This window comes from Candidatus Brocadia sapporoensis (assembly GCF_001753675.2).
GTDB lineage: Bacteria > Planctomycetota > Brocadiia > Brocadiales > Brocadiaceae > Brocadia > Brocadia sapporoensis.
The window spans coordinates 1-6,041 of sequence record NZ_MJUW02000011.1 but is presented as its reverse complement, the minus strand read 5'-3'; the positions used below and the strand labels follow the sequence as shown (position 1 = coordinate 6,041).

General features: G+C 47.6%; 3 protein-coding genes. All 3 read left to right on the top strand.

Features of this window, described 5'->3' with window-relative positions:
- Positions 1-391 precede the first annotated feature (391 nt).
- From BIY37_RS00220 to BIY37_RS00210, 3 genes are read left to right on the top strand one after another with little or no spacing between them, the layout of a single operon-like run.
- Positions 392-1,801 carry a TolC family protein gene (locus BIY37_RS00220; protein WP_179129175.1) on the top strand — a complete coding sequence of 470 codons (1,410 nt, stop codon included), beginning with the start codon at positions 392-394 and terminating at the stop codon, positions 1,799-1,801.
- Entirely contained in the window at positions 1,798-2,913 is a 1,116-nt protein-coding gene (locus BIY37_RS00215; RefSeq protein ID WP_070065841.1) for an efflux RND transporter periplasmic adaptor subunit, read from the top strand. Before BIY37_RS00220 ends, BIY37_RS00215 begins: the two co-directional genes overlap by 4 nt.
- Complete coding sequence (locus BIY37_RS00210) at positions 2,910-5,990, top strand: efflux RND transporter permease subunit (protein WP_070065840.1); 3,081 nt, start codon at positions 2,910-2,912, stop codon at positions 5,988-5,990. Before BIY37_RS00215 ends, BIY37_RS00210 begins: the two co-directional genes overlap by 4 nt.
- The last annotated feature ends 51 nt before the right edge of the window (positions 5,991-6,041 follow it).

Below are 6,041 nucleotides of genomic sequence, written 5' to 3'. Positions count from 1 at the left end.
CTCATTCATTATCTCCGCCAGCATTTGTCCAGTAGAAAATGTGGGTAAAGATAAGGCTAGAAAGAGGGGATTAAGGGATGTGTGAGAGGCGTGTTAACACACCCCCGGCTCCTCTTTTTAGAGGGGGGTTTAAGAGTCGCTGCCGAAAGGCAGCCTAACTTGATTGTGAAACTATGACAGGAAAATACATTTAAACAGCGCAGTAAATTATTTTCTTCTTGTCAGGGATGCTTTCTTTGCTTTTTTTATTCATAGACTGCACTCTGTGATCAACGGAGAGCACCCTCTACGCCGGTAAGGTTACGAACAGATCCCGAAATCCATTTGTAAAAAATGCATCATGTTGATCAGGAAAGTTGTCATATGGGTATAAATGGTTGAAAGCAGATACATGTATAAACGAAAAAAGATATCTATTCTATATGTGATCGCTACTTTCGTTACTGGATGCGCTTTCTATCGTGCCATGCCGATAGACAATTCGGCAGTGAATCTTGCTTTGAAAGATCCATCGATGGAAAAAGTGCGGGTTCAGGCAAAACTGATCAGGCATCCAGTTCTGAAGTCAATAGATTTTGATGACCGGGACGGAATTTCACCGGATGAGGCGGCCATACTGGCGGTATTGACAAATCCCGTGTTGCGCGCCATACGAGACCGAAAGAATATTTCTATGGCCCAGCTTATTCAAGCAGGCATTTTGCCTAACCCCCAACTTGACGTGCTAACAGCCGGGAATACCCTGGGAACAATCGACGCCTTCGGGTTGGGATTGAACTGGGATTTTATTTCCCTTATCTCACGGAAGGAAAGAATGGACGCTGCTCTATCCCATGTGGATGCGGTGGACATTGATGTGGCGTGGCAGGAGTGGCAGGTGGCCCAGGCGGCAAAATTGCACGTCTACCGGTTGTTGTGGATAGAGCAGCAGGTGAAACTTGCAAGAGCGGCAGTAAAAGGATTACGGGAAAACCTTGAAGTCGTCAAAAAGGCGGTAAAATTCGGCGTGTTAACTGCAGTAGATATTGCAGCCGCAGAAACAACCCTTCAGCAGATTCGGATATTGCAACTGAAACTGGTTCAAGAACAGAAACGCGAGCAGATTGCACTGAATCAGACGCTTGGCCTTCCTGCGGGCAGAGCGGTCCTGATTCAACAAAATATTGCCCTTCCTTCCTGGCCTGCGCTTCCATCCGCATCTCAGATTACCGAAGGACTGGAGGAACGGCGCCTTGACCTCCTTGCCTTAAAGAAAGGGTACGAAAGCCAGGAGGCAAAGGTTATGGCCGCTGTACTTTCTCAGTTTCCGAAAATAAAAATTGGTTTTACCCAAGGAGGGAATCTAAGCAGTCCGATCACCACAGGCTTTGCAATTACCCTGGACCTGCCCTTCTTTGACCGGAATCAGGGACAGATCGCCCTTGAGAAGGCGACCAGAAATCAACTTTTTGATGAATATATGGCCCGCATTTTCGAAGCGCGTTCCGAAATCAACCGCATCTTACGGGACATGGATTTGGTCAAACAACAGATAGCCGCAACAGAAAAGTTTATTGCGGAGTTTAAAAAGCTGGTTCAATTCTATTATACTGCCTTGCAAGTAGGCAATGCCGATATCCTTGTATACTATAACACAAAAAACAATTTGATCACGAAACGGATTGAATATGTTAAGCTCGAACAGGAATTGTCCGATCTGGGAATTTCCCTCGAAATTGCGGCAGGAGAATATTTCCCTGGTTTCGAGACATCCTTAAAAGGACACTCGGAAAAGTCTGATAGCACGGAGGTTTTGGAATGAAACATACGATGCTATTTGTCATCATAAGCGCCTGCATTGCAACCGTGAGTGGATATCTGTTGTTCTTTCATAGTCAAAAGAAAACCGTGGAAAATGAATCTCCGTCGTTTCCTTCCGCATCGATGGTCACGGGTGATATTTCTACATCAGAGCCTGTTGCGGCAGTTAAGGTTGCGCCACTGGCAAAAGGAACCCTTACGGAAGATATTGTTGTGTACGGAACGGTAGTGCCGGCGCCTGGAGCAGTGCAAACAATTTCTGAACCTTTTGAGATACAAATTCGCCGTATATTCGCAACGGCAGGTCAAAAGGTTGCTATGGGTGAAGTTCTTTTTGAAATCGACCCAGGCCCGAATACCAGCCTTCAGCTTGAGCAAGCGATGAACAACTATGGACTGGCAAAAGAAACGTACAGCAACATGCAGCAACGCTTCGATCTAAAACTAGCCACGATTCAGCAAGTGTTGCAAACGAAGCAAGCCTTTGAGGATGCCCGGCTGAGACTTGAAAATCTTAAACAACGGGGAATAAGAGAGAAGAAACAGGTTGTTGCTGATGTTGGCGGGCTGGTCAATACAGTATATGTCCGCGAGGGAGATATCGTATCTGCCAGCATGCCTCTGGTCGAAATCGTTGCTCAAGGCAGGTTTGAAGCCAGGCTGGGAGTTGAGCCGGAAGATATAAACCGGCTGACGGTTCATCAACCGGTTTGTATCTCGTCTGTCTATATGCAATCATCACGTGGCGTTACCGGTTGGATCCGTGCAATTTCGAAATCTGTTAATCCGGTTACCCGCCTTGTCGATCTGTTCGTTGTATTTCCATCTACCGCTGAGTTTCTGCCGGGAGAGTATGTCCAGGGTAAAATAACGATATCTTCCAAAGAGACACTGATTGTTCCACGCACAGCAGTACTCCCCGAAGATGATCATTACGTTCTTTTTACCATGAAAGATGGTCGTGCATGGAAGCAATCGGTACATGTGGGTTTAGAAACGGATAAAGATGTTGAAATCCTCAGCGCTATCCTTCAACCCGGTGATCTGGCAGTAGTTCTTGGTAATTATGAATTACAGGATGGTATGAAGATCAAAGAGGAAGAATCTCAATGACTTTTGTCGATTGGACACAATCACATCGCCGTTCGATCCTGTCGTTACTGGCGGCTTTAGCCTTGGGTGGGCTAGCCAGCAGCATGAAACTTCCCGTAGCCCTCTTTCCCCGCGTTAGTTTTCCCAGAATAGTAGTAAGCCTCGAAGCGGGTGATCGTCCTGCAGAGCGCATGGCTATCGAGGTAACCTGGCCTGTTGAGGAGTCGGTTCGCAGCATCCCCGGGGCTCTCAATGTGCGTTCTAAAACGAGTCGCGGAAGCGCTGATATCTCCATAAATTTTGAATGGGGCGAGGATATGATTGCGGCCATGTTGCAGGTGGAATCCGCTATTAATCAAACGCTCCCTTCTTTACCGCAGGGGACTTCCTTTCATGTGCGGCGGATGGACACTACGGTCTTTCCTGTATTGGCTTACAGCCTGACCTCTGATATCCATTCTCTCATCGAACTAAGGGATATCGCCTTGTACCAGCTACGTCCGCTCCTTTCCACGATAGAGGGGGTAGCCAGGATTGAAATTTTAGGCGGAGCCATTGAGGAATACCGGGTAACAGTAAGCCCTGCGCAATTGGCATCCTATAACTTATCTCTATCCGATATCAGCAAGGCCCTTTCTGCCGCTAACGTCATTACTGCGGTTGGACGACTGGAAGATCATTACAAACTTTATCTCATTATATCGGATACCCAACTGCCCGGTCTTGATCAGATTCGTGAAACGATACTCCGTTCGGGACAAAATGGTATGGTGCGTCTGGATGATGTCGCTACAGTAATTCGGGAAGCGGCGCCTCAATGGACGCGCGTAACTGCCGATGGTCACGATGCCGTAATTTTTCAAATTTACCAGCAACCGGGAGGAAATACGGTACAGATAGACAATGTCGTAAAGAAAAAGCTTGCCGAATTCCGTAAACAGTTGCCTGTGGATTTGAAGATTGCAACCTGGTACGACCAAAGCAAACTGATTGTCGCTTCTGCTGTCAGCGTACGCGATGCAATCATCATTGGCGTTGCGCTCGCCGCCCTGATTCTCCTCGTCTTCCTGCGTAATCTTAAAGTAACCCTCATAGCCATTGTTTCTGTACCCTGTGTATTGGCTTCTACTATCCTCATGCTCTACGGATTGCACATGAGTTTTGATATCATGACTCTTGGAGGTATGGCAGCAGCGGTAGGGCTCATTGTTGATGACACCATTGTTATGGTAGAACACATTATCCGCCGAATGCGTGGCAGCACAGATAATCACCACAACAAAACAATGCTCGCCGCACGCGAGTTTACCAAGCCGCTTGCTGCCTCATCCGCCTCCACCATCATTATTTTCGCCCCTCTGGCATTCCTTTCCGGAGTAACCGGGGCGTTTTTTAAAGCACTCTCTCTGACCATTGCTGCCAGCCTCGTCATCTCTTTTTTTGTAGCCTTGCTGGCAGTGCCAATTTTAGCGGATCATTTGTTGAGTGAAAAGGATACGAATCAGAAGGAAGGTGGTGTGCTGACCGAATGGACACATTGGGCGTACGAAGCCATCATGCACCGCATAATGATGCGACCCTGGCTTGCCCTGGCATTTGTTGTGCCCTTAATAGCGACAGGTTGGTTCAGTTACAAACACATGGGCTCTGGTTTTATGCCCATGATGGATGAGGGTGGCTTTGTTCTTGATTACCTGACCCCACCGGGTACGTCTCTTGGCGAGACCGATCGTCTGCTTCGCCGCGTTGAAACGATACTTCAATCAACCCCTGAGGTAGATACCTATTCCAGACGAACCGGAATAAAGCTTGGCGGTGGATTGTCGGAAGCAAATGAGGGGGATTTTTTTGTTCGTCTCAAACTGTTTCCGAGACGGGATATAAGCGTGGTCATGAACGATATACGAGTGCGAGTAGAGCAATCGGTCCCTGGCATAGAAATAGAAATGGCCCAGTTAATGGAAGACCTTATCGGCGATCTAACTGCTGTTCCACAGCCGATTGAGATTAAACTCTATTCTAACGATGGCGGATTGCTCATCAGACTCGGGCCACAAGTGGCTGATGCTATCAGGAAAATCCCAGGTGTGGTGGATGTGCGAGATGGTGTCGTCCTGGCCGGGGATGCCTTGAATATCTCGGTAGACAGGGTCAAGGCTTCTCTGGAGGGGGTGAGTCCCGAATTCATAACTCAATGGTTATCTGATTACGCGAGTGGTGTTGTTACCACCCACATACAACGTGGGCCTAAGATGGTCGGTGTGCGTGTTTGGGTGCCAAACGATGTGCGGTCAACGGAACGTAATATAAGCAACCTCCGGCTGCGGGCTCCGGACGGACACCTTTTCCCTTTGAAACGGGTAGCTACACTTACGGTTATTACCGGACAGCCCCAGATCGTGCGCGATGATCTGAAGCAAATGATTGCTGTTACCGGCCGCATTAGCGGCAGGGATATAGGCTCTGTAATCAAAGATGTTAAAGCTGTTCTGGGACTTCCTGGATTGATACCGAAGGAGATGTATTATGATCTGGGTGGACTCTATGCCCAGCAACAAATTGCCTTCGCGGGACTTATTGCTGTCTTTGTTGCAGCGGTAATGCTGATCTTTCTGCTTTTGCTTTTTCTCTATGAGAGTTTCCGTGTAGCGCTTGCCATGCTCGCCACCACGCTTCTCGCCTTGTCATCGGTGTTTATTGGTTTGTGGTTGACTGGCATAGAAATCAATATTTCTTCTATGATGGGTATGACAATGATTGTTGGCATCGTTACGGAAGTGGCAATTTTCTATATTTCTGAATATCACGATTTATCTGAGGACGTTGATCTGGGCACCGCACTTGTCATCGCGGGCAGGAATCGTATGCGCCCCATTGCAATGACCACCTTTGCGACTATTCTGGCCCTCCTGCCCCTTGCCCTGGGTGTTGGCCAGGGATCATCCATGCAACAGCCGCTGGCGATTGCTATTATCTCAGGGTTAGTGGTTCAATTGCCCCTCGTTTTAATTATAATGCCCGTTTTGCTTCAAGTTTTAATAAAATTAAAGACTTTAAACGGCAATGGCAGGAGTCGCTTTATTCATGAATTTTCGTAACTATTCAGCGAAACGGATGGTGAGAGAGAATATTTTCTCAGAATAGTTAGG